This window comes from Klenkia sp. PcliD-1-E (genome assembly GCF_024124375.1).
Taxonomy (GTDB): domain Bacteria; phylum Actinomycetota; class Actinomycetes; order Mycobacteriales; family Geodermatophilaceae; genus Klenkia.
Map to the genome: position 1 here is coordinate 1 of NZ_JAMXRZ010000066.1, position 25,236 is coordinate 25,236.

24 protein-coding genes and 1 pseudogene are annotated in these 25,236 nt (G+C 74.9%); 7 read left to right on the top strand and 18 right to left on the bottom strand.

Annotation, left to right across the window (positions count from 1 at the left end; translation table 11 throughout):
* Window positions 1-196 precede the first annotated feature (196 nt).
* The 6 genes from NH342_RS13880 to NH342_RS13905 are packed head-to-tail and all read right to left on the bottom strand — an operon-like array spanning window position 197 to window position 6,578.
* A complete protein-coding gene (locus tag NH342_RS13880; protein WP_253015470.1) occupies window positions 197-1,807 on the bottom strand; it encodes an FAD-dependent monooxygenase in 1,611 nt (536 codons plus the stop codon).
* Entirely contained in the window at window positions 1,804-3,042 is a 1,239-nt protein-coding gene (locus tag NH342_RS13885; RefSeq protein ID WP_253015471.1) for a DUF3500 domain-containing protein, read from the bottom strand. Before NH342_RS13885 ends, NH342_RS13880 begins: the two co-directional genes overlap by 4 nt.
* A complete protein-coding gene (locus NH342_RS13890; protein WP_253015472.1) occupies window positions 3,039-3,869 on the bottom strand; it encodes a fumarylacetoacetate hydrolase family protein in 831 nt (276 codons plus the stop codon). The genes NH342_RS13885 and NH342_RS13890 overlap by 4 nt, the downstream gene beginning before the upstream one ends.
* Window positions 3,866-4,726: an alpha/beta hydrolase gene (locus tag NH342_RS13895; RefSeq protein ID WP_253015473.1), complete on the bottom strand. Its 861-nt coding sequence runs from the start codon at window positions 4,724-4,726 to the stop codon at window positions 3,866-3,868. Before NH342_RS13895 ends, NH342_RS13890 begins: the two co-directional genes overlap by 4 nt.
* On the bottom strand, window positions 4,723-5,277 hold the full coding sequence (locus NH342_RS13900) for a quercetin 2,3-dioxygenase (protein WP_253015474.1): 555 nt from the start codon (window positions 5,275-5,277) through the stop codon (window positions 4,723-4,725). The genes NH342_RS13895 and NH342_RS13900 overlap by 4 nt, the downstream gene beginning before the upstream one ends.
* Before the next feature lie 47 nt (window positions 5,278-5,324).
* A complete protein-coding gene (locus tag NH342_RS13905; protein WP_253015475.1) occupies window positions 5,325-6,578 on the bottom strand; it encodes an MFS transporter in 1,254 nt (417 codons plus the stop codon).
* A 175-nt stretch (window positions 6,579-6,753) separates the two neighbouring features.
* Here NH342_RS13905 and NH342_RS13910 point away from each other — a divergent pair, with 175 nt between their 5' ends.
* Window positions 6,754-7,488, top strand: a complete 735-nt coding sequence (locus tag NH342_RS13910) for an IclR family transcriptional regulator (protein WP_253015476.1) — start codon at window positions 6,754-6,756, stop codon at window positions 7,486-7,488.
* A gap of 364 nt (window positions 7,489-7,852) precedes the next feature.
* On the opposite strand, the gene NH342_RS13915 is transcribed toward NH342_RS13910, so the two are convergent.
* On the bottom strand, window positions 7,853-8,758 hold the full coding sequence (locus NH342_RS13915; protein ID WP_253015477.1) for a LysR family transcriptional regulator: 906 nt from the start codon (window positions 8,756-8,758) through the stop codon (window positions 7,853-7,855).
* Window positions 8,759-8,999: 241 nt separating this feature from the next.
* Between NH342_RS13915 and NH342_RS13920 the strand changes: the two genes are divergently transcribed.
* Window positions 9,000-10,181: an MBL fold metallo-hydrolase gene (locus tag NH342_RS13920; RefSeq protein ID WP_253015478.1), complete on the top strand. Its 1,182-nt coding sequence runs from the start codon at window positions 9,000-9,002 to the stop codon at window positions 10,179-10,181.
* Window positions 10,182-10,199: 18 nt separating this feature from the next.
* Here NH342_RS13920 and NH342_RS13925 read toward each other — a convergent pair whose 3' ends face one another.
* The 3 genes from NH342_RS13925 to NH342_RS13935 all read right to left on the bottom strand — a co-directional run bounded on the left by NH342_RS13925 (window position 10,200) and on the right by NH342_RS13935 (window position 12,302).
* A complete protein-coding gene (locus NH342_RS13925) occupies window positions 10,200-10,922 on the bottom strand; it encodes a GAF domain-containing protein (protein ID WP_253015479.1) in 723 nt (240 codons plus the stop codon).
* 92 nt (window positions 10,923-11,014) lie between these two features.
* Window positions 11,015-11,605 (bottom strand): TetR-like C-terminal domain-containing protein, encoded by a 591-nt coding sequence (locus NH342_RS13930; RefSeq protein ID WP_253015480.1) that lies wholly within the window; start codon window positions 11,603-11,605, stop codon window positions 11,015-11,017.
* Between the two features lie 187 nt (window positions 11,606-11,792).
* Window positions 11,793-12,302, bottom strand: coding sequence for an ATP-binding protein (locus NH342_RS13935; RefSeq protein ID WP_253015481.1), 510 nt, complete (start codon window positions 12,300-12,302; stop codon window positions 11,793-11,795).
* A 389-nt stretch (window positions 12,303-12,691) separates the two neighbouring features.
* Here NH342_RS13935 and NH342_RS13940 point away from each other — a divergent pair, with 389 nt between their 5' ends.
* Window positions 12,692-13,384 (top strand): ANTAR domain-containing protein, encoded by a 693-nt coding sequence (locus NH342_RS13940; RefSeq protein WP_253015482.1) that lies wholly within the window; start codon window positions 12,692-12,694, stop codon window positions 13,382-13,384.
* Between the two features lie 369 nt (window positions 13,385-13,753).
* Window positions 13,754-14,449 carry an ANTAR domain-containing protein gene (locus NH342_RS24245; protein WP_253015483.1) on the top strand — a complete coding sequence of 232 codons (696 nt, stop codon included), beginning with the start codon at window positions 13,754-13,756 and terminating at the stop codon, window positions 14,447-14,449.
* Here the strand turns inward: NH342_RS24245 and NH342_RS13950 are convergent, their stop codons facing one another.
* The 5 genes and pseudogenes from NH342_RS13950 to mftD all read right to left on the bottom strand — a co-directional run bounded on the left by NH342_RS13950 (window position 14,450) and on the right by mftD (window position 17,939).
* Entirely contained in the window at window positions 14,450-15,061 is a 612-nt protein-coding gene (locus tag NH342_RS13950) for a PP2C family protein-serine/threonine phosphatase (protein WP_308200661.1), read from the bottom strand.
* A 113-nt stretch (window positions 15,062-15,174) separates the two neighbouring features.
* Window positions 15,175-15,420, bottom strand: a pseudogene (locus tag NH342_RS24540) (SDR family NAD(P)-dependent oxidoreductase); the annotation flags it as partial.
* Window positions 15,421-15,949: 529 nt separating this feature from the next.
* Window positions 15,950-16,375, bottom strand: coding sequence for a PRC-barrel domain-containing protein (locus tag NH342_RS13960; RefSeq protein WP_253015485.1), 426 nt, complete (start codon window positions 16,373-16,375; stop codon window positions 15,950-15,952).
* Between the two features lies 1 nt (window position 16,376).
* Entirely contained in the window at window positions 16,377-16,682 is a 306-nt protein-coding gene (locus NH342_RS13965; RefSeq protein WP_253015486.1) for a DUF3040 domain-containing protein, read from the bottom strand.
* Between the two features lie 3 nt (window positions 16,683-16,685).
* Window positions 16,686-17,939, bottom strand: a complete 1,254-nt coding sequence (gene mftD / locus NH342_RS13970; RefSeq protein ID WP_253015487.1) for a pre-mycofactocin synthase MftD — start codon at window positions 17,937-17,939, stop codon at window positions 16,686-16,688.
* A gap of 147 nt (window positions 17,940-18,086) precedes the next feature.
* Between mftD and NH342_RS13975 the strand changes: the two genes are divergently transcribed.
* The 3 genes from NH342_RS13975 to NH342_RS13985 all read left to right on the top strand — a co-directional run bounded on the left by NH342_RS13975 (window position 18,087) and on the right by NH342_RS13985 (window position 20,570).
* Entirely contained in the window at window positions 18,087-18,590 is a 504-nt protein-coding gene (locus tag NH342_RS13975) for a DUF664 domain-containing protein (RefSeq protein ID WP_253015488.1), read from the top strand.
* Between the two features lie 129 nt (window positions 18,591-18,719).
* Window positions 18,720-19,091: a YciI family protein gene (locus NH342_RS13980; RefSeq protein WP_253015489.1), complete on the top strand. Its 372-nt coding sequence runs from the start codon at window positions 18,720-18,722 to the stop codon at window positions 19,089-19,091.
* 9 nt (window positions 19,092-19,100) lie between these two features.
* The gene (locus NH342_RS13985) at window positions 19,101-20,570 is read left to right on the top strand and encodes an RNA polymerase sigma factor (RefSeq protein WP_253015490.1); all 1,470 of its coding nucleotides are present in this window, start codon (window positions 19,101-19,103) and stop codon (window positions 20,568-20,570) included.
* 132 nt (window positions 20,571-20,702) lie between these two features.
* On the opposite strand, the gene NH342_RS13990 is transcribed toward NH342_RS13985, so the two are convergent.
* The 3 genes from NH342_RS13990 to NH342_RS14000 all read right to left on the bottom strand — a co-directional run.
* The gene (locus NH342_RS13990) at window positions 20,703-22,103 is read right to left on the bottom strand and encodes a proton-conducting transporter membrane subunit (RefSeq protein WP_253015491.1); all 1,401 of its coding nucleotides are present in this window, start codon (window positions 22,101-22,103) and stop codon (window positions 20,703-20,705) included.
* Entirely contained in the window at window positions 22,104-23,597 is a 1,494-nt protein-coding gene (locus NH342_RS13995; RefSeq protein ID WP_253015492.1) for a NuoM family protein, read from the bottom strand.
* On the bottom strand, window positions 23,594-25,236 hold a 1,643-nt coding region (locus tag NH342_RS14000; protein ID WP_253015493.1), incomplete at its 5' end, for a proton-conducting transporter membrane subunit. The genes NH342_RS13995 and NH342_RS14000, both read right to left, overlap by 4 nt.

Here is a 25,236-nt window from a genome sequence, read left to right on the forward strand (position 1 = left end):
GGACCGCACGGCGGGCCGCCGCCGTCCGGGCCGTCGTCGCGGTGGGGGAGTCGGTGCAGCCGCTGTCGCACATGGGGCTCGTCCTCTCGGCGCCCCGGGGGCGCTCGGTGGGGCAGCACGGTCCGTCGGGGCGGCCGGTGCTGCGACGTCGTCGTCGGCGCCCATCCTTGGTGACCCGAGTCACCCCGATCGACGGTCATGCCATTGAGCGGCAGACCTTCCCGAGGCCCGTGACGACGTCGAGCACCGCACCCGCGTCGGTCGCGGCTGCGCCGCGCCAGGCGACGTGCTGGTCGGGGCGGACCAGCACCAGCCCGGCGCCCCACAGCCCGCGAAGCCGCGGGTGCGCCGACAGGTCGACGACCGTGAGCGGGACCCCCCGGCGGTCGGCCTCGGCGGCCAGCGGCTCGGGGTCGCCGTCGACGACCAGCAGGGTGAACTCCGCCCCGAGGACGTCGTAGACCGACCGGCCCGGCGCCAGCCAGGTGTGCGACAACCGGGCGCCGGGGTGCGCCGATGGCGTGTAGCCGACGACGTCGGCCGGCGTCGGTGTCGACCCGTCGGGGACCACCGCGGGCGAGCCGGCGTAGTCGTACCCGAGCACCAGGCCCAGGCTGTGGAACTCCGGGTCCTTGACCTGCAGGGCCTCGGCCAGCTCGGCGCGGACCGCGTCGCCGTCGGGCCCCTCGGCATCGGCGTCCCGGCCGGCGAACCGGCCGGCGGTGAACGCCTCCTGCGCACCGGCGGCGGCGATCGTGCGCTCGGCGACCGGACGGCGCTCGGCCTCGTAGCTGTCCAGCAGCTCCGTCGGCACCCAGCCCTGCAGCACGGCGGCAAGCTTCCAACCCAGGTTGACCGCGTCGCCGACGCAGGTGTTGAAGCCGTGCCCGCCCCACGGCGGGTTCAGGTGCGCGGCGTCGCCGACCAGGAACACCCGCTGCCCGCGGTAGCGGTCGACCAGCAGCATCCGCGCCGACCACGGGTCGGTGGCCAGCACCTCGACGTCCAGGTGCGGGTCACCGGCGAAGGCGCGGACGAGGGCCACCGGGTCGACGTCCTCCGCGGTGGTGTCGACGCCCTGCACGATGGCCCACCAGGTGCCGTGCAGGTCCAGGCGGCCCATCAGGCCGCCGCGCTCGCCGCCGACGACCCACCAGTGCACCCCCAGCCCGCACGGGGGCCGCTCGCCGAGCGCCCGGGACCGGAAGGTGATGGACAGGTTGGGCACGGTGCCCGAGGTGCCGGTGTAGGCCGCGCCGATGGCCTGACGGGCGACGCTCGCGCCGCCGTCGGCCCCCAGCAGGTACTCGGCGTGCACCTCCTCCTCCGTCCCGTCCGCGTCGGTGACCACGGCGCGGACGCCGTCGGGGCCGTCGTGCACCTCGGTGACCCGGGCGCCGAGCCGGAGGGTGACGGACGGCAGCTCGGCGACGGCGTCGCGCAGCAGCTGCTCGACGACGGGCTGGGGCACCTGCTGGCCGGCCTCGGCAGCGACCTCCCGGGGCTCGGTCCAGAGGCCGAACGCTTCCGGGAAGCGGGTCAGCTCGCGGCCGAGCACCGAGGTGCAGAACACGACGTCCTGGGCGTGCGCGACCGGCAGCGGCGCCCGGCGCCGGAGCTCCTCGGCCAGGCCCCAGCGGCGCAGGTGCTCCATGGTGCGCACGCTGGTGGTCTTGGCCCGGGCGCGCAGCGGGTCCAGCGCGGTGCGCGGTTCGACGACGAGCACCTCGATGCCGCGCCGGCCCAGCTCGATCGCCGCGGCCAGTCCGCTGGGGCCGCCACCGGCGACCAGGACGGGGATGGTCATCGCTGCTCCTGCCACTGCCGCACCCAGGCGCGGCCGTAGTCGTTGCCGTGCGGGGTCCGCAGCACCGTGTGCACGTGGAAGGGCTGCGGGGTGTCGTAGTCCAAGAACACCCCGCAGTGGTGGTCGAGCTCGGCGACCAGGACCGGGGACTGCAGCCGGGCGTAGAAGACGTCCTCGGGGCCGTGGCCGCCGATCCAGCTGAAGGTGGTCTGCGCCCACTGCTCGTCGACCTCGCGCAGCCGGGCCACGCGCGGGCCAGCCGGCAGCAGGCCGACGGCGGTGGCGGCGACGGCCCGGGCGGCTGCCTGCGCGGCGTCGGGCAGGTCGGCGACCCGCACGCCCTCGACGGGGATCACCCGGTTGTCCTGGAAGGCCCCGCCCAGGTGCCGCTCGTCCCCCGGGTGCACCCGGCCCGGGGGCATGGCCGGGTCGACCATCTGCGCGTACACGGTGGCGGAGGCCCGCTGCTCGGGGGTCATGGCGGCCATGACCGCGCGCCACTGCGCGATGCGGCCGGCGAAGGCGCGCGGCGAGGTGTGCGGGCCCTCGTCGATCGCGTCGGGCTCGGCACCCAGGAAGACCGGCGAGAGCACCATGCGGCCCTCGACGACCAGGCAGTTGACCGCGCAGTGGTGGCCGAACAGCTGCCAGCCCCAGGGCCCGCGCAGGTCGGGCTCGCCGTAGAGGGCGACGTTGTAGGAGAACTCACCGAGCACCTCGGGCAGGCCGACGACGTCGCCGAGGAAACCGTTGATCCGCATCATCAGCTGCACCTGGGCGAACCCCTCGGGCGACAGCGACGCGGCCACTAGGGCGAGGGCTGCCTCCCGCACCGCGGCGGGCTGGAACTCCAGCCGCAGGCCGGTGTCGAACTGCATGAACTCCGGGTTGGCCCAGGTCTGCCACTCCACGGCGTCGACGGTGTGCTGCACCCGGGCGCGGTCGTCCTCGCCGAGCAGGTCCAGCAGGGTGCCGGCCGCATCGACCATCGCGGCCATCGGCGCCTCCTCACCCGCGCGGGCGGGTTCCAGGGGGTACAGGCCCTCGCGCAGCACGCCGTCCTCGGTGATCCCGCGGAAGGGCCGGCGGTGCAGCGGCGTCCAGCCCTCGACCAGGCCGCCGGTGAAGGTGCCCGGGGTGCGGGCGTGGTCGCGGTAGGCGTAGGGGTCCATGCCGCGGACCTCGGCCAGCCGTGGGTGGTCGTGCGGGTACAGGTACTGCCGGAAGTCGCTCACCGGCCGGCCACCACAGGCGTGGTGAGCGTGCCGAGTCGGTCGACCTCGACCTCGACGACGTCGCCGGGGTGCAGCAGCCACTGCGGGTCGCGGGCGTAGCCGACCCCGGACGGCGTCCCGGTGGCCAGCAGGTCACTCGGGCGCAGGGTGAAGGTGCGGCTGATCAGCGCCAGGGTGTCCCCGACGGTGTAGACGATCTCGTCGGTGCAGCCGTCCTGCACGGTCTGGCCGTTGACCCGGGTGCGCACCCGCAGGCCCTCGCGCAGGTCGCCGACCTCGGCTGCGGGCACGAGCGGGCCGAGCGGGCCCGAGCGGTCGGCGTTCTTGCCCAGGATCCACTGGCTGGTCAGCTTCTGCGCCCGCCGGGCGGTGATGTCGTTGAAGGTCGAGTAGCCGACGACGGCGGCCAGCGCCTCGTCGGGGGTGGCGTCGGCCAGGGTCGAGCCGACGTAGGCGACGACCTCGCCCTCCCAGTCCAGGCCGGCCTCGTCCACCGGCACCGGGACGCCGACCCCGCCGACCGACAGCGACTGCGTCCACCGGGCGAACAGCGTCGGGTGCTCGGGCAGCGGCTGGGCGGAGAAGGAGCCCTCGGCCACGTGCTGGAGGTAGTTCAGGCCGATGCAGATGACCCGCGCGCCGGGCAGCACGGGAGGCACCAGCTCGACGTCGGACAGGGCGTGCACCTCGCCGGTGGGCCCGGCGGCCAGGTGTGCGGCCGCGTCGGCCCAGAACTCCTCCAGCCCGGCGACGGCGGTGACGGCGTCGCCGTCCAGGGCACCGACCTGCACGGGTCCGTCCTCGCGGCGGAAGCCGACGATCTTCACGGGTGGTCTCCGATCAGGTGCTGGGTCAGGAAGGAGGTGGTGCGCTCCAGAGCCGTGCGGGCGGCGTCGGGGGAGCCGGCCCACATGTGGTCGGCGCCGGGCAGGGTCTCGAACTCGACGTCGGGGAGGAGCTGCGCCAGGGCGGCGCTCTGGGCGTGCGGGACCATCGAGTCGGCGCCGCCGTGCAGCAGCAGGAACGGCGGTGCGTCGGGGTGGGTGTGGGTGATCGGGCTGGCCTCGGCGGCGCGGAAGCGGTCGCGGAGCGGTGGGGCGCCCAGCAGCTGGGCCTCGCGGGAGTCGGGGTCGGCGGGGTCGCCGACCGTGGCCAGGTCGGTGGGTGGGTACCAGCCGACGACGGCGGCCACGGTGCTGGGGACGCCGACGACGCCGAGGTCGCCGTCCAGGTCGGGGCCGGTGAGGCCGAGCATCGCGGCCAGGTGGCCGCCGGCGGACTCGCCCCATGCGGCGATCCGGTCGCCGTCGACGCCGAGTTCACCGGCGCGGGAGCGCAGCCAGCGGACGGCGGCCTTGACGTCGTGCAGCTGGGCGGGCCAGACGGCCTCGCCGGTGAGCCGGTAGTCGGCGCTGGCGACGGCGATCCCGGCCCGCGCGAGGTGCTCGAAGGCCTCGCTGCCCCGGAACTGCGGCCCTGCGGAGTGCCGGCTGCCCAGCCGCCACCCGCCGCCGTGCAGGAACAGCACGACCGGGGACTGCGCCTGCGGCAGGTACAGGTCCAGCTCGAGGGGGCGAGCGCCGGGGAGGGCCGCGTAGGGCACGCCGGACAACACCCGGACGCCGGACTCCGTGGTGCGGGCCGGGGGCAGGGGGGCGGTGTGCGCCGGTGGGGGCAGCCTCACTCGGGGACGTCCCAGCGGTGCTCGGGCAGGAACTGCATCCGGTGCTGCTGCGCTGCGGCCTGCATGCGGGGGAAGTCCGGGATGAAGGGGGGCTGGGCGCCGGTGTGGTCGGTGGGCGTGCCCATGTGCTGGAAGAACCGTTCGAAGCCGCCCGACAGGGTGCCCATCATCCGGCTGGGCTCGACGACCTGGTAGGCGTGGGCGTAGCCGGCCGGGACGAAGCCGAAGTCCCCGGGGGCCAGCAGCTGCGTCTGCTGGCTGCCGTCGGCGTCCTCGAAGAACAGGCGCACGGCGCCCTCGAGGACGTAGAAGGTCTCGTGCGTGGCGTCGTGGCGGTGGGTGGGGATGACGTCGCCGGGCGGGCAGTCGGCGGTGATGATCCCGAACTGGTTCTCCGTCTCCTCGCCGGACAGCAGCACCGTGAACAGGTCGCCGAACAGCTTGGCGTGCTCGCCCTCGCCGCGGCGCAGCACGTAGGGCGCGGGCCTGCCGGGCAGGACCCCCTGCCACTGCGGGCCGGTGGCGGGGTCGATCAGGTACTCGAAGCTCATGGTTCCTCCGGTTCGGTGGGGTGTCGGGCCGGCCTGTCGGCCCACGCTCACACGGGCAGCACGGGCGTGGGGCCGGTCGGGCCGTCCGCGAGGGCGGACGCGGTGGGCACCGCCGTCCGGCGCAGGAGCACGAAGGCCAGGCCGGCGAGCAGCAGCCCGAACCCGCCGACGAGGACCAGGGCGCGGGTGAGCTCATCCGTCGCGGCCGTGAGGCCCACCACCAGCACGGGGCAGACGAACTGACCCAGGAAGAACGCCGACGTCCAGGCGCCGGTACCGCGACCGCGCTGCGCGTAGCCCAGCCTGCTCGTCGTCCCGACCAGCAGGGAGGGGAGAAGCAGCCCGCCCCCGATCCCCGCGACGACCGCGCCGACCGTCACGCCGACCGGGGTGCCGGCCAGCGCGATCACCACCAGGCCGGCGCCGCCGGTGGCGAAGCCGGCGATGATCGCCGGACGCGCGTTCCCGTGCGCCAGGCGGGTGAAGGACGCCGCGGCGACCATCACGGCGAGGTTGGCCAGCGCGGCCGCGATCCCGATACCGACGGTGCCGACACCGAGGTCGTCGAGGACGAAGCTCAGCTCGACCTGCAGGGCGTAGAAGACGATCGCGCCGAGGAACGTGAGCACCAGCAGCGGCGCGAGCGAGCGCCAGGGGACGTCCCGGAGCGCACCGGCGTCGTCCTCGGCCGCGGGCCGCACGTCGCGGGGCTGCCACAGCAACCGGGCCATGAGGGGGAGGAAGACCAGCCCGGCCAGGTAGGCCCAGAACGGTGTCCGCCAGCCCTGGGCACCCAGCGCCCCGCCCAGCAGCAGGAACAGGACCGCCGAGAACGAGGTCACCACGGTCTGCAGGGCCAGGTACCGGTCGCGTTCGGCGCCGCGCCAGTAGTCCCCGATCAGCGTCACGCAGCACGTCATGATCGCGGCCTCGGCCACGCCGATCAGCGCCCGGCTCGCCACGATCGCCGGCAGCGAGTCCAACCACAGCGGAGCGGTGCCGGCGACCACGTACAGGGGCAGCGCGGCCAGCAGCAGCCGCAGGCGGCCGACCCGGTCGACCACCCGGCCGGCGACCAGGGCGAGCAGTCCGACGGCCAGCGAGGGAATGCTCAGGGCCATCGGGGCCAGGGCCTCGACGCCCGGTGTGCCGGCGAAGGCGGCCTGCAGGTCCGGGAGCACCGGCGCGATGAGGATGGCGCCCAGGATGGGCAGGCAGCTGCCGACCAGCAGGACGGCTGCCTGCGAGCGACCGGGGGTGCGGTGGGCGGAGGGCGCCGCTGCGCGTGCGGTGGTGGTCACGGGGTCTCCTCGACGAGACGGGCAAGGAGGCCAGCGTCGGTGATCGGCGTCACCGTCCCCCACCGCTTTGCCATTGAGCGGTAGAAGTGGTCGGCCGTTCGTGGCACGGTGAGGTGTGCCGTCGGAGGGAGCTGCCACCCGTGTGCGCGGGAAGCGACCCCCGCAGGGCGAGCCCGTGGCCGACCGAGCGCTCGCGCTGCTGGCCGCCTTCGACCCGGCGCACCGTCGGCTGTCCCTGACCGGCCTGGCCCAGCGCTCCGGGCTGCCGCTAAGCACCGCCCGCCGGCTGGCCGACCGGCTCTGCGGCTGGGGCGCGCTGGAACGGGTCGAAGGCGGCTACGTGGTGGGGCTGCGGTTGTGGGAGGTCGCGTCCCTGGCGCCACGGGGACTGGGCCTGCTCGAGCTGGCCCGGCCGGTGATGGAGGACCTGTACGAGGCCACCCGGCACCACGTGCTGCTCGCGGTCCTCGACGGGGAGGACGCGCTGCTGGTCGAGCGGCGGTCGGCGACCGGGGCGGTGGAGGTCGAGTACCGGATCGGCGGCCGGCTCCCGCTGCACCGCACCGGCGTCGGGCTCGTGCTGCTCGCCCACGCGGCCGGCGACCTGCAGGAGGAGGTGCTCCGGCAGGTGGCCGCCACGGAAGTGGGTGACCAGGCGCGGCAGCTGCGCGCCACGCTGTCGGAGGTGCGTCGCACCGGCGTCGCCGTGCTCCGCCGCGACCAGCCCGCGCCGGTCCTCTCGGTCGGCGCCCCGGTGCGCGGCCCCGGCGACGCGGTGCAGGCGGCGCTGTCGATCGTCGTCCCGGCCGGTGCGTGGAGCCACCGTGCGCTCGAGCCCGCGGTCCGTGCGGCCGCCCGGGCGGTCTCGCGCGGCCTGGGCGCACCCAGCGCCGCCGCGGGTAGCGGCTGAGGTGAAGGGTTCCTCGTGGCGGACGTACGCGCTGGACACCGTCGCGAGGTCTGCGACCGGTGACTGCGATGGGTCCTGGATCCAGCAACCGGTGTAGCAACGCGGGACGGAGGACGACGAATCGTCGCGGGCGGCCGCGGACGTCGAACCACCTCGACCAGCGCAAACGGCACGCGACCGCACATCGGCGGACTCCCCGGAGCAGGCTGGGGGTCAAGGGGTCGCAGGTCCAGATCCTGTCAGCCCGACAGAGGAAGAGCTGGTCAGAGGCGGGTCGTCCGAACTGGGCGGCCCGCCTCCGCCGTCTGTGTCGTCAGGCGTGCAGCTGCCGGAGCAGAGATGTCCACACGACCCCGCCGCCCGGTCAGCGCTGGGCGGGCTCCCTCGCCACCCGACGGACCGTGCCCACGAAGGCCCGGACCGCGACTGACCGTTCGTCCGCGCGCCAGCACAGCGCGGTCTGCGCGGCCGGCACGTCGCGCAGCCGGACGAAGGTCAGGCCGGGCCGCTGGTAGTGGTCAGCGGCGACCACGGTCGCCATGCCGAGGCCGCGTCCGGCGGCGCACCGGTCGAGCATCTCGTCGAAGTCGGCCGCCGGTGCGGCGCGTTCCGGCCGGACGCCGCTGGGCCGGGGGTCGACCAGCCACCAGGCCACCGACGCCTCGTCGCCGCCGGCCATCGGGATGAACACCTCGCCGTCGGTCTCCCCGATGTCGACCTCGTCCCGGCCGGCCAGCGGGTGTCCCGCCGGGACGACGAGGACCCGTGGTTGGTGGATGACCGTGACCCACCGGACCCCCGGCAGGTCGCGCGGCAGCGGTTCGGGGACGTAGACCGCGTCGAGGGACCCCTCCCGCAGCGCCGTCAGGCCTTCGCCCCGCGCGGTCCGGCGGGTCACCACCTCGACCTCGGGGTGGTGCTCGGCCATCTCGGCCAGCACCGCAGGGCGCAGCTGGCCGCCGGCGGCCGCGAACACCCCCACCCGGACCGTGCCCGTCTGGCCGTGCACCCGGTCCGCGGCCCAGGTCAGGATCGTCTCCTGGGCCTCGACGGCCGCCCGGGCCATCGGCAGCAGCTCGGCCCCGACGTCGGTCAGCACCACGCCCGTCCGCGTGCGGACGAACAGGGCGGCTCCCGCGCGGCGCTCGAGCCGGGCGACCTGCTCGCTCACCGAGGGTGTCGTCATGTGCAGCCGCGCCGCCGCGCGGCCCATGTGGCCCTCCTCCGCCACCGCGACGAAGTAGCGCAGTGCGTGGGAGGGCAGGTCCACCGCGGCTCCTCCCTCCCGACCAGGCTGCGGGTCAGTGTGCACCGGCTGGGACGCAGCCCAGCGCGAACCCGTTCCGGACACCGTCGTCGACCTGCACCGTTAGGGACTCCCTCACCACGCTTCGGCAGGTCCTTCTTGCCCGCCGGTCGTGACCGGCACCACTGTCCTCCGCGACCACGCCCCGGTACCCCGCACCACCACGAGGTGCAGCCGGGCGCCCGCGGAGAGGACCCGACGACCGATGTGCGACCTGGAGAACACCTGCGCCACCCACCCGGCAGGCGCCGACCCGGCGGACGCCGACCCGCCCGCGGAGGGCCTCCCCGCCTCCGGTCCCCGGATGTCGCGGCGGGGTGTGCTCGGCGCGCTCGCCGCCTCCGCCGCCGCGGTCACCGCCACCGGTGTGCTCGGCCGCCTGCCCGCCGCCCGCGCCGACACGACACCGGCCGGGTCGACCGCACCGGTGACCCTCACCCTGCTGGGCACGGCCGGCGGACCGCCGCCGCAGGCCGCCCGGTCCGGCATCGCCAGCGCGTTGACGGTGAACGGCAGGACCTACGTCGTCGACTGCGGCCGCGGCGCGGTGTCGCAGTACATGAAGGCCGGCCTGTCGATGCCGGGGCTGGCGGGGATCTTCCTGACCCACCTGCACGCCGACCACACGGTCGACTACTTCTCCTTCCCCCTGCTGGCGGCCGGTGTGCAGGGGCCGCAGGGTTTCCAGGCCCCCATCGACGTCTACGGTCCGGGCCCGGCCGGCATGAACTCGCAGCTGCCGGACGTGCACGGCCGCATCCCGGGCACCGTGGAGATGACCGACCTGCAGAACCGGGCGTTCGCGTCCTCGACGACGTTCTTCCTGGCCGAGCACTTCGGCATCGACCCGACGACCCTGCTCCGCGTGCACGACGTCCTGCCACCGCGGGGAGTCCACGCGTCGCCCAGCAACACCGCACCCACCATGACGCCGTTCACGGTCATGGAGAACTCCGAGGTCAAGGTCACCGCCGTCCTGGTGCCGCACGGCGCGGTCTACCCCGCCTACGCCTACCGGTTCGACACCGACCACGGAAGCGTCGTGTTCTCCGGCGACACCGCACTCACCCCCAACGTCCCCACCCTGGCGAGGGGCGCCGACGTCCTCGTGCACGAGGCCGCCGCCTTCTCGGTGCTCCAGCAGGTGGGGTACCCGCAGCCGGTCATCGACCACATCAAGACCGTGCACACCGACGTCGCCCAGCTCGGTGCCGTCGCCGCGCAGGCCGGCGTCTCGCAGCTGGTGGCCTCCCACCTCAGCCCGGTGAACCCCGCGATCCTCCCGGACTCCCAGTGGAACGCACTGCTGCAGCAGAGCGCGTGGGCCGCCGGCTACGGCGGGCGGATGACCCTCGGCACCGACCTGCTCCAGATCCCGCTCGGCTGACATCGCCGGGCAGTAGCACTAGCCCGTGGTGTCCGAGCGCGGGTCGACCTCCCCGCGGAGGATGCGGCCGGCGATGGTCTCGAGGTCGGTGTCGTGGCGGAACGCCAGGCCGCGGAGGGCGGCGAGTGCGTCGGTGCTGCTGATCTGCAGTTCGACGGTGGTGTGGCCGATGGCCTGCCAGACGGTCTGCCGTGCGGCGATGGCGGGGCTGCGCAGGGTCGGCGGCAACCCGAGTTCCAGGTCGGTGTCGGCGGCCAGGGCGGTGGTCAGGGTGGCGCCGCAGGCCTGTGCCACGTCGGCGACGGCCGCGAGGACGGCGGGGCCGGGCCGTCCGGCGCTGCGCCGGTAGAGGTCGAGGACGACGGCGCCGCTCAGGGGGTCACCGACCGGCAGGGACAGCACCGTCCGGTAGGGGGTGTGCGCGGTGAGCTGGGTGGCGTAGACCGGCCACTGCGCGGCCAGGTCCTCGTTTATGGCCAGCACCGGGGCGTGCGCGCGGTGGGCGGCGGTGCACGGACCCCCGCCGAGGGCGAACTGCAGCCGCTCCGCGGTGGCGGCCATCGGGTCGCTGGAGCCCAGGGGCAGACGCCGGTCGGGTAGCAGGGTCATGCTCAGCCCGGCCGCGTCGAAGGGCAGGACGGCGACGCAGGCTGCGGCGATGCGGTCGGGCAGCAGCACCTCGGCATCCGCGGTCGTCGCAGACCGGTCGAGCGCCGCGTGGAAGGCTTCGACAGGACTCATCGGCGCCGGCGCAGTGAGCGGCGGCGGGACACGGGCGGGGTCTCCTCGTCGGTGCTGGGTGTTCCATCGCCGCGGTTCTGGACGGCTACGTCTCAAGACTGGATCGTGCGGAAGTTATCAGGCGGCGGTGCTCGACCCAGGAGGGGCACCAGGACCTGGTCGACGACGCGGTCGGTGTGGGATGCGGTCGTGATGGGCTGGCGGGTCAGGTACCGGTCCCACCAGAGCGTCTGCACCATGGTCCCGGACAGGCGCCGCGGGGCCGGCGCGACGACGTGGCCCCGGCCCGTGTGGTGGCCGATCAGCGCGGCGAACGCGCCTGCCAGCGGGAGGACCACGGCTTCCTCGAGAGCGCGCTGGATGCGGGTGTCGTGGCGGGCCTGGCCCAACAGGGCCGCGGCCGCGTGCTCCTGGCGGGTGAGGGGCCGGGCCAGGTGCCGCAGCAGTCTGCTGAGGTCCCCCTGCAGGGACCCGGTGTCGGGGGCCTGCGGGATGAGGACGCAGGTCCCCAGTGCCGCCGCCGCGGCCTCACCCATGTCGCCCCACCGCAGGTGGACAGCTGCTGTGCCGGCGCCGGTCCAGGACGCCAACGCATCGGCGTCGAGCCCGTCGAGACCCCGACTGGCCAGCAGCTCCAGCGTGCCCTGCAGCAGGCGGCGTGTCAGATCCTCGTCGGGGGGCATGGCCAGCTCCCGTGTGAGCGCGGGCGCTCGGGTCGAGCTGCAGTCCAGCGTGTGCTGTCGCCCTTCGGTGGACGGCCCGCCGCGCAACTGCCGAGCAACGCTACGCCGCACAGTGCGGCCACGAACCCGACGGCGGGCACCGGTGCCCATCCGGGGCGGGGCGGGGGAAGGATCTGCGCCGGAGGACTCAGCGGGCCTGCGAGCGGGTGGGGAGCAGCGCCCAGACCGTTTTGAGGCCGGTTCCGGGCCACCAACCATGGGCTCGGGCGTAGGCGGCGACGATGAGCAGGCCGAGCCCACCGTGGGCGTGGTCCCGCTCGGGATCGGGTGCCGGTGGGGTGCCGGGTGCGTGGTCGGTGACGGTGATGAGCACCTGTCCCGGTCCGCAGGTGTGAGCGCCCAGGACGACGGGTGGGCCACCGTGCCGCACGCCGTTGGAGGCCATCTCGTCGGCGGCCAGGAGAATGCGCTCGGTCGCCTCCTCCACGTCGTCGGGATCTGGGTCGTCCCGGTCGGGGTCGGGTGCGAGGTCGGCGAGGTGGGCGCGCAGCTGGCGGCGGGCGCGGGCGGTGTCGGCGAGGTGGGAGATGTCGAGGGTCCACCCTGCTGTGTGGTGGGGAACTGGTCGCCGTGGCCAGGTGGCAGGGCCGGGGTCGGTCGTGTCGGTGGTGCTGTGGTGGTCTGCTGGGTCGGTCATGGTGGTGGGGTCAGGGGCGCTCGTAGGGCGAGTTGATCGCCGGGAGGGCGGGTCACGACATCACCTCCCGTATCCAGGTCGCAGCACGGAGGAGGCAGTGCCCGCCGGGACGTGCTGTGAACCACCCAGTTCTGCACCGTCTTCCTCTCCGGCGGTGGAGGCCGCCGCACCTGGGGTCTTCCGGTTCGGGCGACCGCGTCGGATCCAGGACCGGCACGTGCAGGACCGGGAACCTTGAGGTAGACCTGAGGTGTCGAGGTCTCCTCGCGTGGGTCGCACCGGCTCGCCGTCCTTGGTGAACGCCCATGGGCCGCGCGGGACCCAGCCCTGCGGTGGCCGGTCAGGACCCTGTGACGGACCCCGTCGTCCCCCAGCCCGCGTCCACCCCTGTGCCCGCCGCCGTGGACCAGGCAGCGCTGCAGGAGCTGATCCTGAGCACCAGCGGTGTGGAGGAGTTCCTGGACGAGCTGGTGCAACTGGCCGCCTCAGGAGGGGCGGTGTCCTGCGGGATCACGGTGCGTGTCGACGACCGGGTGCGCACGGTGGTCAGCAGTGATGAGTTGGCCTCGCGGGCCGATGAGGTGCAGTACGCCCAGGGCGAGGGGCCGTGCCTGGAGGCGGTGCGCACCGGGCTGGTGGTGGAGTCGGCGGACCTGGTGGGCGATGACCGGTGGTCGGGGTACCGGACGTTCGCCGTGCTGCAGGGGGTGCGGTCGGTGCTGTCGACGCCGATGACGGCCGGGGGTGACACCTTCGGGGCGCTGAACCTGTACTCGCCGCATCCGAACGCCTTCGGCGACGGAGCCCGGGAGCGGGCGGAGCGGTGGGCGCAGCAGGCCTCGGGTGCGGTGGGGGTGGCTCTGCGGCTGGCCGAGCGGACCCGGTGGGGTCAGCAGATGTCGCAGGCGCTGACGTCGCGGACGGTGATCGACCAGGCCATCGGCATCGTGATGGCCCAGCAACGCTGCTCGGCCGCCGATGCCTTCGGCATCCTGCGCACGGCCTCGCAAGGCCGCAACGTCAAGCTGCGGGCCATCGCCGCGGACATCGTCGAGGCCGTCGGCGGCCGGGACGGCACCTGACCCTCCCGAGCTCGACCGGCCCCGGCCTGGACAACGGCTGGGCGGGCCCTAGGGTGGGGGAGCGGTTGGGCAGCAGCCGCGCCTGCCCGTGACCCGGCCCTGGGGGTCACCGTTCCCGAGGTCGTCGATGTCCTCCCCGCTGCCGTCCTTCAGATCCCCCGACGCCGCGTCGCGGTCGTTCTCCGCCGTCGTGGACCTCGCCGCCGCGGGGGTGACCACGTCGTGAACGACGCCGGCAACGGAGCTGGACCTGCGAGGACGAAGCAGGTAGCAGAAGCCGCCTCCTCGACCTGGGCTGCATCGACGTCCGTGGGCTGGTCGGCGACCGCGCGGGCGGCGTCGTGCCCACCGGGCGAGCTGCGCCCACTGGTGCAGGTCGTCCTGGCCGAGGTCGTCGCCTCGCTGCCGGCGGTCGGCACGGGCATCGTCAGCTTCACCGGCACCACCTCCCGGCTCCGCACCTGGGTCAGCGTCGGGCCCGACGCCGTCGCGGTCGGCCGAGCGCAGGAACGAGCCGACCGGTCTCCGGCCGTCGCCACGCTGCAGCACTGGCCTGCGCCCATCAGCGGACACCTGCGTTCCGACCCCCGGTGGGCCCTGGACCCCTCCACGGTCCCGACGTCGGTGCACACGGTGGCAGCCACCCCGCTGCCGGGCACCGATCGCAACCCGGCCGTGCTGTGCGTCTACGGCCCGGACGACGCCCTGCTGACCACCGCGGCCGCCGACGACCTGCACGGACTCGTCCCGGACGTCGCCGCTGCGGTCTGCGTGGTGCAGGCCCGCCTGGAGGTGGCCGACCTGCAGGCCGCGCTCACCACCAACCGCACGATCGGTGCGGCCATCGGGATCACCATGGCCGCCCACCGCCTCACCTACGACCAGGCCGCGGGCCTGCTCAAGTCGGTCAGCAACACCACCAACACCCGGTTGGCCGACGTGGCCGACGACATCCTGCTCACCGGGCTGGCACCAGACCCCGGGAGCATCCCACCGTCCCGCGCGAAGCCGTCGCCCTCGACCCGCAACCGCCTGCGTGCCCGAGACGGCGACGGCGCCCACTGATCAGACGTCCTCGAACTCCCACGACCAGTCGGCAGGACGCGGGCGATCGGGCGGCATGCCGGGCGGTACGACGTCGGGTCCGGCTTCGGGGGGCCGGCGCTGGTCCTGGCGGAACAGGCGGACGGCGACCAGGGCGACGTCGTCGTCGGGTCGGCCGTCGACGAGCCGGTCGATCAGCCCGTCGCACAGGTCGTCCAGGCTGGTGCCGTGCAGCTCGGCGATGGCCTGTTGCAGCCGCTGCGTTCCCTGGTCCAGGTGCTGGTCCCGCCGCTCCACCAGTCCGTCGCTGTAGAGCAGGACGGTTGCGTCGCGGTCGAGGGTGATGACCTGCTGGGTGCGGGTGGTGGTGTCGTCGACGCCGAGCAGCAGCTGCCCGCGCCTCGAGGCGAGGACGACCTGGGAAGCGTCGGGATGGATGACCACCGGTGGGGGGTGGCCGGCGTTGCCCCACACCATGCGGGTGACTCCGCGCTCGTCCTCTTCCGAGGTCTGCTCGAGCCGGGCCACCACGGCGGTGGCCATGGTGCGGGCGCGCAGCAGCCGCATCGAGGTGTCCAGGCCGCGCAGGACCTCGCTCGGCCCCGCGTCGGAGTAGGTCGCGATGCCGCGCAGCTGGCCGCACGGCCTGCAGCCCGTCGGTGGAGCTGGTGATCACCACCGACCCGCTTGCGGGCGCGCAGGTGCGGGACGGCGGCACGGACGGTGCGGAAGGTGCCGGTCAGCACGGTGCCGACGGCGGCGTCCCACTGCTCGTCGGTCAGGTCCCGGGCGCGGGCGTACCCGGTGACCCCGGCGTCGGCCACGACCACGTCGAGCCGTCCGAGCCGGGCCGCGCCGTCGGCGACGGCTGCGGTCACGGCCGGGCCGTCTGGCACGTCGACCTGGTGCGCCACGGCCCGCCGGACGAGGTCCTGCGCCTGGCGGGACGTGGCCGCGGTCGTGCTGGAGACCGACGGCACGCTCAGCGTCATCCCTGCATCGGCTGCGGGGGACCGCACGGCGTTGACGGACGTCCTGCCCGTCGACCGTCCCGGTCGATGACCTGGTGCGGATGACCGACGCGGCCCGTCGGACGGGGCAGTTCCAGGGATCCACCACGGTCGACGCGTCGGGGCACCGGGGTGGGTCCTGACCGCGTGGCACTGGACATCACGAACGAGGAGACGGACCAGGACGGTCTGCCGGCGGGCTCGTGGACAGTTCGGCTGTCGTCGCGGTCATCCGGGACGAGCCCGGATGCCGGGGACCATCGACGTGCTCGTCGGGGCGACGTCGTGCCCCTCACCCCGCAGCACGCCGTCCTCGCCCGACGGGCCTGTGCCGATCACGGGAAGGTCCGGGCACCCCGCCGGCCTGGACCTCGACGACTGCTTCGCCTGCGCGCTGGCGGCGGACATGCGGGAGCCCCTGCTGTTCACGGATGACAGCTCCGGGCACACACGGACATCACGCCGGCTCGCTGACCCCGTGCACCGCGCACTGCCGTCGCGCGTCCCGGAGTCAGGAGGGCACGCCGGGCCAGCGTGCACCCGGTCCCCAGAACGGGCCGACACCCCACCAGCCGTAGGCGCTGGCGTAGTCCGGCTCGGGGGTCAGGTCGGGGTCGTAGCCGGGGACGTCGGCGAGGGTGGTGCGCGACCGGTCGATGCGGACCTCGTCGTCGTCGGTGCTGACGACGACGTCGACGGGCACGAGGTAGTGCGTGCGGCCCAGGCCGAGGAAGCCGCCCTCGGCGACCCGGAGCATGCGGACCTTCTCCTCCTGGTCGTCGACGAGGACCTCGTCGACGGTGCCGATGTCCTCGCCGTCCCGGTCGCGCACGGTGCGGCCGCGGACGTCGGCGCCTGGATCGGCGATGGTCAGGCCGGTCTCGCGCAGCGGGCGCAGCACCGGGTGGGTGCGGTCGGGTCCGGGGTGCTCGGTCACGTCAGGTCTCCTCGTGCGGTCGGGTGGACGGGTCGTGGTCGGCAGTCCGCCAGGCGTTGCGCAGCGTGCGGCCGTACACCACCAGCGCGGCGGTGGCCGACACCGGCACGGCCAGCAGGGCGAGGGCGACGTTGCCGACCAGCACGCCGAGGAGGACGAGCGCGGCGGCGACGCCGGTGGTGCCCAGCGCCCACCGCAGGCGGTTGCGCGGGGTGCTGACCGGGCTCAGCCTGCGGGCGAGGGCGGGGTCGTCGGCGCTCAGCCGGGCGGCGATCTCGGCGAGCCGGCCGTCGTCGGAGGCGTTCACGGCTCAGCCCTCGGGGGAGGCCTGGGCCGGGGTCTGACGGGTGGTGGGGTCGGCGGCCATGGCCAGGGCGGCCGGTGCGGGGTCGCCGTGGTCGCGGGTGAACCCGGCCGGGACGATGACGTCGTCGGGCACGAGGTCGTGCACGGAGGCCCGGCCCAGGCCGAGCAGGGCTTCGTCGATGCCGGCGCGCAGCACCTGCAGGGCGTTGCGCACGCCGTGCTCGCCGGCGGCGGCCATGCCCCACAGGTAGGCGCGGCCGACCATGACCGCCCGGGCGCCGAGCGCCACGGCCTTGACCGCGTCGGCGCCGCGGCGGATGCCGCCGTCGAGGAGAACCTCGACCTGGTCGCCCACGGCGTCCACGACGGCGGGCAGGGACCGGATCGACCCGGGGGTGCCGTCGAGGTTGTTGCCACCGTGGTTGGACACCGAGATGGCCGCGGCCCCGACGTCGACGGCGCGGCGGGCGTCGTCGGGGCGGCTGATGCCCTTGATGACCACCGGCAGGTCGACCTGGTCGACCAGCCAGGCCAGGTCCGCCCAGCTCGGTGGCGGGGTCTGCATCCACTGGCCGTAGGCGTCGAAGAACCCCGGCGGGCGTTCGCCGGGCTCGCCGATGTTGGGCACCCCGAGCTCGGGCAGCTGCTTGTGCCGGAGGTAGGTGGCCAGGTACCGGGGCTTGCGGATGACCTCCGGCGCGAAGGAGGCCATCGTCTTGAGGTCCAGCTGCTGGGGGATGGGTGGGCTGCCCCAGTCCCGGCGGGAGGCGAAGGACCAGTCCAGGGTGAGGATGAAGGCCTTGGCGCCGGCGGCCTGGCCGCGCTGGGCGCGGGCCAGGATGTCCTCCCGGGAGCCGACCCAGTAGGTCTGCAGGAAGGTGAGCGGGTTGGCCGCCGCCACCTCCTCCACCGGCTTGCTGCCGAAGGCCGACAGGCCCATCGCGGTGCCCTCGGCGGCCGCGGCGCGGGCCACGGCGACCTCGCCCTCGGGGTGCACGGCCTGCACGCCGACGGGGGAGATGAGCAGCGGCATGGAGATCTGGTGCCCCAGCACGGTGGTGGTCAGGTCGCGCTCGGCGGGCAGGTCGGCCACCCGCGGCCGCCAGCCCAGCTCGTCGAAGGCGGCCACGTTGTCCGACAGGGTCAGCCCCCGTTCGGTGGCCGCCAGCAGGGCCAGGTAGACCGAGCGCGGCAGGCGCTTCTTGGCCCGCCACTGCGCCTCGTTGATCGTCTCGAACCAGTTCCTGCTGCTCGCCATGGCACTCCAGACAGAGTCGGGTGGCCCCGTTGGGTCGGACCCCTGGGGGCTGCCCACGGGCGGGGAGGCCCCACACCCCGGTCGGCATGACGATCCGATGACGTCCGGGCGCGTGCCGGCCGATGAGTCCTGGGTCCCAGGGGTGTCATGACCGTCATAGACCTCACCCGTGAACACCGGTCGTTGCTCGCCGCCCTGCAGGCACAGCGCGAGCACGTGCTGCAGACCCTGGACGGGCTGTCGCACGAGCAGCTCACCACCGCACGCCTGCCGTCGGGCTGGACCCCGTTGGCCGTCGTCCGGCACCTGACCGTCGACGTCGAGCGGTTCTGGTTCGAGCACGTCGTCGCCGGGCGGGAGGTCGACCTGCCCCCGGACGCGGAGGTGTGGCTGGCCGACCCCGGCCCGCGGGCGGTGGTCGAGGAGGCCTACCGGGAGCAGGCGCGGCGCAGCGACGCGGTCATCGGGGACCGCGACCTGGGCTCGGCCCCGGACCGCTGGGACCGGGTCGGGTTCCCCGGGATGGGCGAGCGTGACCTGCGCTGGGTGGTGCTGCACGTGCTGACCGAGACAGCGGTCCACGCCGGCCAGCTCGACGCCGCCCGGGAACTGGTGGACGGCCACCAGCACCTCGTGCTGACGGATCTGTGAACGGTTCCTGGTCGGCCCCGGATGTGGGCGGGGACGGATCATTCGTGACTGGCCTGTCGTACCCGGCCGGCGCCGTTCGTGGAGATGGCAGCTGGGACCGACCGGTCCCGGCCCTGGGAGGGGATGGACATGGGTGAGTACCTGATCAGCTTCCACGACGAGTGGGTGCCCGAGCACACCGCCGAGCAGCTGGGGCGCAAGGGTGTGGCTGGCCGTGCCGTGATCGCCGAGATGAAGGAGCGCGGGGTGTTCGTGTTCAGCAACGGCGGTCTGGATGCGTCGACGGCGGTGGCCTCGGCCGTGGCGCGCGACGGTGAGGCGGTCATCACCGATGGTCCGTACGCGGAGACCAAGGAGCACCTGGGCGGCTTCTGCGTCGTGGACGTCGCCGACGACGAGGCCGCGCGGTTTTGGGCCGGACGGTTGGCGGTGGCGTTGGAGTGGCCGCAGGAAGTCCACCGGTTCCCCGTGTTCGTCGACGCCGACGGCACCAGCAGCTGACCGCCCGCCGTGGTCGAACCGCCGGCACCGGTCGCCGAAGCGATCGACCGGGCCCACCGCGAGGAGTGGGCCCGGCTGGTCGCCGGGCTGACCCGCCGGTTCGGCGACCTGGACCTGGCCGAGGAGGCCGCGGCCGAGGCGTTCCTGGTCGCGCTCACGCGGTGGCCCGACGCGGGCGTCCCGGCCAGTCCGGGTGGCTGGCTGACCACGACGGCGACCCGCAAGGCCATCGACCGTCTGCGCCGGGAGTCCCGTCGCGAGGACAAGTACCGGGAGGCGTTGCTGGTGCAGGACGACACGGCGCCGCTCTCCACCGGTGCGGTCACCGACGACCGGTTGCGGTTGGTGTTCACCTGCTGTCATCCGGCGCTGTCGATGGAGGCCAGGGTCGCGCTGACCCTGCGGATGGTCGGTGGTCTGTCGGTGGCCGAGATCGCGCGCGCCTTCCTGGTGCAGGAGACCACCATGGCGCAACGCATCACCCGGGCCAAGGCCAAGATCCGGGCCGCGCGCATCCCGTTCCGGGTGCCCGCCGCTGCGGATGTGCAGGCCCGGCTGACGGGGGCGCTGGCGGTGGTCTACCTGGTGTTCAACGAGGGCTACCTGACCACCGGCGGGGACGACCCGGTACGGGTCGAGCTGACGAGGGAGGCGATCCGGCTCGGGCGACTGCTGCACCTGCTGGTGCCGGAGGACGGCGAGGTCGAAGGCCTGCTGGCGCTGATGCTGCTCAGCGAGGCGCGCCGGCCGGCCCGGTTCGCCGCGGACGGCACGCTCGTCACCCTGGCCGAGCAGGACCGCAGCCGGTGGGACCAGACCCTGATCGCTGGAGGCCACGCGCTGGTTCGGCACCGCCTGTCGGTGGTGGCCGCCGGGGGACCTGCTCCCGGGAGCTACCAGCTCCAGGCTGCGATCAATGCCGTGCACACCGACGCCGCCACGGCCAGCGAGACGGACTGGTCACAGGTCGTCGCGCTCTACGACCAGATGGTCCTGGTGGACAGCTCACCGGTGGTCCGCCTCAACCGTGCGGTCGCGGTGGCCGAACTCGACGGCCCGGACATCGCGCTGGCCGAGCTGGACCAGCTCGCCGAGCTCCTCGACCACTACGGGCCGTTCCACGTCGCGCGAGCCGAGGTGCTGCGCCGGCTGCACCGGCACGAACCGGCCGGGCACGCCTACGACCGGGCGATCACGCTCACCCAGAACACGGTCGAACGCAGGCACCTGGGGTTCCGCCGCGACGAGCTGGGGTGGCATCCTCCGTCCGCCCCGGCCGGGGAGCTCGTGGCGCGGCGGGTCGGCGTCGACACCGTGGTCCCGACCGCCACCGAGGGCGCTGAGCACCTCGACGCCACCGAGGACCCGGGCGACCCGTCCGGACCGCGGCTCGGGCGGGGGTGGTCGTCGCCCACGAGCCACCGCAGCGTGACCGCGTGCTCCGGGCCGGGCGGGTCGGGGGTTCCGGGCACGCCGTGACGGTCACAGACCCGACCGCGTCGCGCTCGACGTGGTCCCGGTCCTCGCCGCTGTCGAACTGCAGGCGGTGGACGCGCCCACTGGTCGACGGCCACCAGCACCTCGTGCTGACTCAGCCGTGGCCGGCGCCGTTCACCTGACCAGGGCGGGCCCCCAGTCGAGCACCGCGCCGCCGCCGACGCCCACGACCAGGACGCCGGCGGCGCAGACCGCCGCGGTGCCCGAGGCCCACCGTCCCGGCCGGGCGCCGGCGCCCGCCGCGCCTGCACCGCCGGCCCACGGGAGGACGACCGCCAGCCACCGCAGCAGGTAGAACAGGCTCGCCACGGTGGCGGCGGCGGCCACGACGACGAGCCAGGCCAGACCGGCCTCCCAGGCTGCGGTGAACGTGAGCAGCTTGCCCAGGAAGACCGCCGTCGGCGGGGTGCCCGCGGTGCCCAGCAGGCCCAGCACCACGACGGCGCTCAGCCAGGGGTGGGCACGGGCGCTGCCGCGGACGTCGGTCAGCGTGCGCTGGCCGGGGAGCGCCGCGAGCACCGCGAACAGCGACAGCGTGGTCACCGCGTAGCCGGCCAGGTAGACCACGAGCGAGCCCAGCGCCGTCGACGAGCGGCCGGCGGCGGCGACCGGGAGGAGCAGGAACCCGACCTGGCTGACCGTCGACCAGCCCAGCAACCGGCGCAGGTCGTGCTGGCCGAAGGCGGCGAACGTACCCAGCAGCAGGCTCGCCGCGGCGAGGCCCGCGACCACCGGGCGCACGGGCACCGCGGGGGGCGCGACCTCGACCAGCCGGGTGAGGGCGAGCAGGGCGCCGACCTTGGGCACGGTGGTCAGGAAGGCGGCCACCGTGGTGCGGGCGCCCTGGACGGCGTCGGGCACCCACGGGTGCAGCGGGACGGCGCCGGCCTCGAAGAGCAGGCCGAGCACGACGGCCAGGACGCCGACGGCGACGGCCGCGGCGGGTGCGGCCGGCAGCCGGTCGGCCAGCTCGCGGTAGGTGGACCCCCCGGCCAGCGCGGTCAGCAGGGTGACCCCGAGGAGCAGCACGATGCCGGCGAGCGCGCCGAGCAGGTACGTGCGGACGGCGGCCTCGGTGCTGACCCGCCGCCGGTCCAGCCCGATCAGGCCGTAGACCGGGACGGAGGCGAGCAGGAAGCCGACGGCGAGCACCAGCAGGTCCGAGGCACCGGCCAGCACCACCACCCCCAGGGCGGCCAGGAGCAGCAGGGCACACGTCTCGCTCTCCCGGCGGTCGCCGGCCAGCTCCCTGCTGCCCAGCGCGAGGACCAGCAGGGTCACCGCGGCGGCCAGCACCCGGGCCGCGGTGGTGCCGGCGTCGAGGGCGTAGCTGCCGTCGAACGTCGTCCGGCCCGGCACCCCGGCGACCAGCGCCGCGACCAGGGAAGCCAGCAGCGCCACCGTCGCCACGGCCCGGGCCACCCACTGCCGCTGCCGGGGCAGGAACGACCCGCCCAGCAGGCAGGTGACGGCACCGCCGAGCAGGCAGGCCTCGGGGACCAGGTCGAGGTACACCTAGCCCCCGACCAGCGCGACCAGGGCCTGCGTGGCCGGGGTGACCCAGGACAGCAGCGGGCCCGGTAGCAGCCCCACGAGCACCGACAGCGCGAGCAGACCGGCGACCGGGGCCACCTCGTGCACGCGCAGGTCGGTGAAGCCGGCGGCGCGGCCGACGGTCGGGCCGGTGAGCAGCGACCCGGTGGCCCGCACCAGCAGCACCGCGGTGAGCAGGATCCCGGGGACGGCGGCCAGCGCCCACGCGGTGACCCCGATGCTGCCGCTGAGCACCTGGAACTCCGCGACGAAGCCGCTGAACCCCGGCAGGCCCAGGGAGCCGAAGGCGGCCACCCCGAAGAGGACGGCGAAGCGCGGCGCCGGCCGGGCCAGACCGCCGTAGTCGGCCAGCGCGTAGCTGCCCCGGCGGTCGTGCAGCGCGCCGGCGAGCAGGAACAGCGCCCCGGTGAGCAGCCCGTGGCTGACCATCTGGGTGACCGCGCCGGTCGCGGCGACCTGCCGGACCACCGGGTCGCCCCGCTCGACGAGCCCGGCGACCCCCAGCCCCACCGCCACGTAGCCCATGTGGGTCACCGAGGTGTAGGCGATCAGGCGTTTGAGGTCGGTCTGGGCCAGGGCGACCAGCCCGCTGTGCAGCACCGAGACCACCCCCACCGCGACCAGCACCCAGGCCCAGGCCCGCCAGGCGTCGGGCAGCACCGGCATCGCGATGCGGACGAAGCCGTAGGTGCCCAGCTTGAGCAGCACCGCGGCCAGCACCGCGGACCCGACGGCCGGGGCGTCGGTGTGCGCGGGCGGCAGCCAGGTGTGGAACGGCACCAGCGGTGTCTTGATCGCCAGGCCGAGCAGCACGAGGCCGAGCACCACGGCGCCGCCGACCGGGTGGTCGGCCAGCGGTGCTGCGGCGACCAGGGTGGGGATGTCGAAGGTGTGCGGGTCGGCGGCGACGTAGATGCCGATGAACCCGGCGAGCAGCGCCAGGCTCCCCAGGAAGGTGTAGAGGAAGAACTGCAGCGCCGAGCGGCGGTTGTCGCCGTGCCCCCAGCCGGCGATGGAGAACCACATCCCGACGATGGTCAGGTCGAAGAACACGAAGAACAGCACCAGGTCCTGGGCCACGAAGACGCCCAGGCAGGCGGTCTGCAGGAACAGGAACAACGCGGCCTGGGCCCGGGGACGGCGCTGCTCGCGCAGGGCGTGCACCGCGCAGGCGCAGAAGACGACCCCGGTGAGCAGCAGCAGCGGCAGGGACAACCCGTCGACCCCGACGTGGTAGCCGACGCCGGCCGACGGGATCCAGGCCACCTGCCGCTCGAAGGCCAGCCCACCGGCCGGCGGGGTGCGGTAGGCCAGCGCGAGGGCGGCCAGCAGCGCCAGGTCCACCACCGTGACCGCCACCCAGGCCCACCGCGCCGCTCTGTCGCCCACGGGCAGCACGGCGAGCGCCAGCGCGGCGACCACCGGCACGAACACGACCAGCTCGAGCACGGTCACCTCACCACGATCGTCAGCAGGACGGCGGCCACGAGCACGGCGAGCGCCGTGACCACCTGGGCGTAGTACTGGTGGGCCAGCCCCGTCTGCGGCCGGCGGGCCAGCACACCCAGGGACCTGGTGCCGGCGGTGACCGCACGGACCGCGGCGCCCGGGCCGCGGTCGTCGGCAGCGGCGGCGGCCGACGCCAGCCGGGGGACGCCGGCGGCCAGCCCGCCGACGGCCCGGACCAGCAGTGCCTCGGCTCGGGCAGCCCCGGCGACGGCCCGGCCGAGACCGGCGACCACCCCGTCCGACGCGTTCTGCAGGAACAGCCAGCGGGCCGCCCAGCGCGGCGCGGGCAGGGGACGGCGGACGGCGAGCAGCACCACGGCGACGGCCAGCACGGCGCTGAGGCCGAGCTCGCCCGGCCCGGCGGTGCCCGGGGCCAGCACGCCCAGCACGACGGCGCCACCGGCCAGCAGACCGAGCGGCGCCAGCTGCGCACCGGGGACCCGGCCGGTCGGGGTCTGCTCGTCACCCCCGGGCGTGGGCTCCTCGCGGGACCACAGCACCCGCAGCGCCGTCCCCGCGTAGGCAGCCGACAGCAGCGCCCCGGCCAGCCCGACGACCTGCAGCGGCACCGACTGCTCCCCGGCCGCGGCCAGCACGGAGTCCTTGGTGAGCCACAGCGACAGGGGCGGCACCCCGGCGAGGGCGAGCAGCCCGGCGGTGGCCAGCCCGCCGAGGGGGCGGAAGCGCCGGGCGACGCCCCGCAGGGCCGGCAGCTGCTTGCTGCCGACCGCGGTGAGCCAGGCCCCGGCGGCCAGGAACAGCCCGGACTTGACGGCGGCGTGCGCGACCAGCTGGGCGCTGCCCGCCGCCGCGGCCGAGACGCCGGCGGCGAGCACCACGAAACCGAGCTGCGCGGCCGTGGAGGCAGCGAGCAGCTGCTTGAGGTCGGTCTGCGCCACAGCCACCGCGCCGAGGCCGACGGTGGTGGCCGCGCCGACCCAGGCCGCCGTCGGCCCGGCCCACCCGGTGGCGGCCAGCAGGGGCGCGGTGCGCAGCAGCAGGTACCCGCCCATGGCGACCATGGCCGCCGAGTGCAGCAGGGCACTGACCGGGGCCGGGCCCTCCATGGCACGGGACAACCAGGCCGAGAACGGCAGCTGCGCGGCCTTGCCGAGGGCGGCCACCAGGACCCCGGCCGCGGCCAGGTGCAGCCAGGGACCCGTGGCAGTCGGGAGCCGGTCCAGCGACCACCCGGCCCCGCCGGCCAGCGCGGCGCCCCCGGCCGCGTAGAGGCCCAGGTCGGTGGTCCGGGTGGTGAGGAAGGCGCTCGCCCCGGCGGCCACCGGGACCCGCTGCGCCCACCGCAGACCGATCAGGGCGTAGGAGCAGGCCCCCATGACCTCCCAGCCCAGCAGCAGCACGGGCAGCGTCGTCGCGGTCACCGTCAGCGTGACCGAACCGGTGAACACCAGCATGAGCCCCCAGAACCGGGCGGGCCAGGACTCGCCCCCCAGGGCGGCGGCCAGCAGGACCAGGGCGGCGACCGCCCCGACCGCCGCCAGCACCGGCGCGGCGAGGTCGTCGACGGCCAGCCGGGCACCGCCGCCGTCCACTCTGGGCAGGAACGCCCAGCCGGCCGCCGGCC

Coding starts and splice junctions, on each gene's coding strand:
- NH342_RS13880 (WP_253015470.1), bottom strand. CDS start 1,807: ATGACCATCCCCGTCCTGGTCGCCGGTGGCGGCCCCAGCGGACTGGCC.
- NH342_RS13900 (WP_253015474.1), bottom strand. CDS start 5,277: ATGAGCTTCGAGTACCTGATCGACCCCGCCACCGGCCCGCAGTGGCAG.
- NH342_RS13920 (WP_253015478.1), top strand. CDS start 9,000: ATGTGCGACCTGGAGAACACCTGCGCCACCCACCCGGCAGGCGCCGAC.
- NH342_RS13925 (WP_253015479.1), bottom strand. CDS start 10,922: ATGAGTCCTGTCGAAGCCTTCCACGCGGCGCTCGACCGGTCTGCGACG.
- NH342_RS13930 (WP_253015480.1), bottom strand. CDS start 11,605: ATGCCCCCCGACGAGGATCTGACACGCCGCCTGCTGCAGGGCACGCTG.
- NH342_RS13935 (WP_253015481.1), bottom strand. CDS start 12,302: ATGACCGACCCAGCAGACCACCACAGCACCACCGACACGACCGACCCC.
- mftD (WP_253015487.1), bottom strand. CDS start 17,939: ATGGCGAGCAGCAGGAACTGGTTCGAGACGATCAACGAGGCGCAGTGG.
- NH342_RS13975 (WP_253015488.1), top strand. CDS start 18,087: ATGACCGTCATAGACCTCACCCGTGAACACCGGTCGTTGCTCGCCGCC.
- NH342_RS13980 (WP_253015489.1), top strand. CDS start 18,720: ATGGGTGAGTACCTGATCAGCTTCCACGACGAGTGGGTGCCCGAGCAC.